Origin of the sequence: Moorena sp. SIO3B2 (genome assembly GCF_010692525.1) — a bacterium.
GTDB lineage: Bacteria > Cyanobacteriota > Cyanobacteriia > Cyanobacteriales > Coleofasciculaceae > Moorena > Moorena producens.
In genome coordinates, this window is sequence record NZ_JAAHHE010000547.1 from 1 (window position 1) to 3,258 (window position 3,258).

Consider the following 3,258-nt stretch of genomic DNA (forward strand, 5'->3'; position numbering starts at 1 on the left):
TCTAATGTGGAGGTACCAATGAAAGTGTGTTCCTATCATGAGGAGCCGTATGACGGGAAACTGTCACGTACGGTTTTGGAGACGAGTCGCAGAGGTAACTCTGCGGCTTAGTTTAATACTCAACTGTTTTACAACAAATGTTAAGACAGTTGGATACTGCTTTCACAAAATTCTTTAAAGGGGAGGCTAAGTACCCTAGACCTAAGAGGCGTTCTCGCTATCGGAGCTTCAAATATTCCCCGGGTCAGGTAAAACTAGACGGCGATGGAATCTATTTACCTGGGATTGGCTGGATGGGCTTTTACAATTCCCGTCCTATACCAGACGGTTTCACCATAAAATCTGTAACCGTACGCAGAAAATCTCGGGGTTGGTTTGTCAGTCTTCAAATTGAAAACAAGTCAGTTCCATTGTCTCCGGTTAAAACAGCCAACGAGATTAGACCAGATCGTGTTAAGGGATGTGATCTTGGGATTAAAAAGCTGGTTAGTACTTCTGACGGGGAGACTATCGTAAATCCGGCTAATACCAATAAATTTAAGCGTCAAGCAAGACGTTTAAAACTCAGGCAAAGAGCTGCAAGTCGAAAGAAAAAAGGATCTAATAATCGCAAGAAATTATTTGGTAAGGTTGCCTATTTACACGAGAAAATAACCAACAAGCGTTCTGCATGCCATTGGGAGATTGCAAAGCAGTTAACCGATGGCACAGACGCCCTGATATTTGAGGATTTAAATATCAGGGGAATGAAATCCCGTTGTAAGCCTAAGCCCAATGAAAATGGTGGTTATGATCACAACGGACAATCTGCTAAAAAGGGGCTCAACCGTGTGATCTCTGATGCTGCCTGGGGAGAACTGATCAAAAAGGTAGAAGTCGTGGCTGCAAAGTCAGGCATTCCAGTAATCAAGATAAACCCCAGACATACATCCCAAGAATGTCCAAAATGCCATCACACCAGTGCAGACAACCGAAGTGGGGAGAAATTTGTCTGTACTGAATGTGGGTATCACGATGATGCTGATATAAATGGCGGAGTAAATATCAGAAATAAGGGTCTCAAAAAACTGGGAATTGACCCTGCCCAGCTACCTTCGGTGCGAAGGAAAGTTACGCCCACGGAGACAACAGTCGCGCACGACTGTGCCTGGGAATCCCCATCCCTCTAAAGGGTGGGGTAGTTCAAGCGTCAATATGATGGATTTGCTGTTGGTTAGATTTCTTGTAAGTCCTGCTGGCTCTACCGTACTTGTGGTTATAAGCTGACTTTTAACGGCTTCTGGCGAAAGCACCATCAAATAAAAGTTTCAGCTCCACATTTTATGATCAATAAACTAATCTTAATGATAAAAATTAAGGTTAGAATAGCGATGCATCGCTACTCCCTACTCCCTATCTCCCTATCTCCCTATCTCCCCACCTCCCCACCAATTACATTTGAGTCCGACGCAAGAAACAGCCCTGGAGTTAGAGGGGATTCCTGCTCCCTAAAAACCAAGAATTTGTAGCTCAGTTAATTAAAAAAATTATGTCAATAAATTATACATAATTGAGTCTATAAATTGTTAATAAAACTAATTGTAAATCAATGTAAAATATTTTTATTTACCCTTGCATTTTTTTGAGGATTTATCTATACTATAGAAGGTGACGACTGAAACTAATAACCGCGCTGGTCATGGCCGTTAATCATCTCCAGCGCGGTTTTCCTCCCACCTAAATAGGAGCTACTTCCATGATGCCAAAAAAATCACGATTATCAATCCTGGCTTTTCAGCAACCCACCGGATCTCTCTTGGGGATACGGCATTGTCTTGATGCAGTCGCTCATGGGGGAAACCCCCAAGACCGCGCTGCATCGCTTCTGAATCAAGGGATTAATATGAGTGGCATGGGCATCCTGCGCACCTGAAAAATGAAACAGGCAAGATGCCCGTTCCACAGCAAGATGCCCGTTCCACAGCCAGATACCCATGGCACGGCAAGATGCCCATGCCACAAAACTATTAAAATAATCCCGTATTTATGCAACGCCAAAATTTGTCCATCACCTTTTTGAAAAGCGCTCGCTATATAACTAATTATGGTGCCAACAAGCCCAGCCAAAACTGTTACTATAAAGGTAAATAAATTATAAGCATTCAGTAGTCAGCGTTCAGCGTTCAGCAGCAGTCAGCAGTGGCACAGGCTTTGGCCTTGGCCTTTTGGCCTTTTGGCCACGCTACGCGAACGGCCACGCTACGCGAATGGCCACGCTGTGCGAACGACGCTGGGACTTAACTCAGATTAAACCAATCCTTACCTTTTTTATTCAAAAGTTCCGTAGCGCATTAGCTAATAGCTGAATGCTTACAAAAAATTAACTAACAACTAAACGGTTTAATTAACCCTGTAAAACCATGAGATTCATTAGTCCTAAAACTGACTTTGCTTTCAAGAAAATCTTTGGATCAGATCAGAGTAAAGATATTCTGATTTCCTTCCTTAATGCCATGATTTACTCCGGTAATTCTGTCATCCAGGATTTAGAAATTATTGACCCCTACAGTGCGGGGGATGTGGTTGATTTAAAAGACACCTATCTGGATGTTAAGGCAGTATTAGAGAATGGAACGACTGTTATCATTGAAATGCAACTCTGGAATGTAGAGGCTTTCGAGAAGCGAGTCGTTTATAATTTGTGCAAAACCTACGGGAATCAACTTAAATCCGGACAGGGATATTTCGATCTCAATCCGGTCATTGCTTTAACTATCACTGATTTTAAGCTGTTCCCTTCAACAGAGAAAGTCATTAGCAGTTTTTACTTTCAAGAAGAAGAAGACCACTTGCCTTATCAGGAAAATGAGTTAAAAATGGTGTTTGTGGAACTTCCCAAATTTACTAAGCAGCTGGAAGAGTTAGAAAGTTTGGTAGATAAGTGGATCTATTTTATCAAAGATGCTCCCAGCTTAGAAGTTATTCCTGATCAGATGAGGGAAATACCACAGCTGGAACAAGCTTTAACTATAGCCAATCAAGCGGGGTTGAGTGTGTCAGAATTGGAAAAGATCCGCAAACAGGAGATGTTCTGGGAGGATAGGCGAGGTGCATTGAGTCTAGCGAAAAGGGAAGGACGAGAAGAGGGAATAGAAGAAGGACGAGAAGAGGGCAGAGAAGAGGGCAGAGAAGAGGGCAGAGAAGAGGGCAGATTAGAAGGTGAAAGAAGCTTACTATTGCGACAGCTTGAGCGCCGCTTTGGAAAACTAACAAGTAATG

The 3,258-nt window shown here is 42.7% G+C and carries 2 protein-coding genes and 1 pseudogene; 2 read left to right on the forward strand and 1 reads right to left on the reverse strand.

Going from position 1 to position 3,258, the window contains the following annotated elements; genetic code table 11:
• Positions 1–128: 128 nt before the first annotated feature.
• Positions 129–1,169, forward strand: a pseudogene (locus F6K38_RS37735) (RNA-guided endonuclease InsQ/TnpB family protein); the annotation flags it as partial.
• A gap of 590 nt (positions 1,170–1,759) precedes the next feature.
• Here F6K38_RS37735 and F6K38_RS37740 read toward each other — a convergent pair.
• Positions 1,760–1,999 carry a hypothetical protein gene (locus tag F6K38_RS37740; protein ID WP_287256723.1) on the reverse strand — a complete coding sequence of 80 codons (240 nt, stop codon included), beginning with the start codon at positions 1,997–1,999 and terminating at the stop codon, positions 1,760–1,762.
• 400 nt (positions 2,000–2,399) lie between these two features.
• Here F6K38_RS37740 and F6K38_RS37745 point away from each other — a divergent pair.
• Positions 2,400–3,258 (forward strand): Rpn family recombination-promoting nuclease/putative transposase (locus tag F6K38_RS37745; RefSeq protein WP_287360105.1); only part of this gene is annotated, 859 nt, incomplete at its 3' end.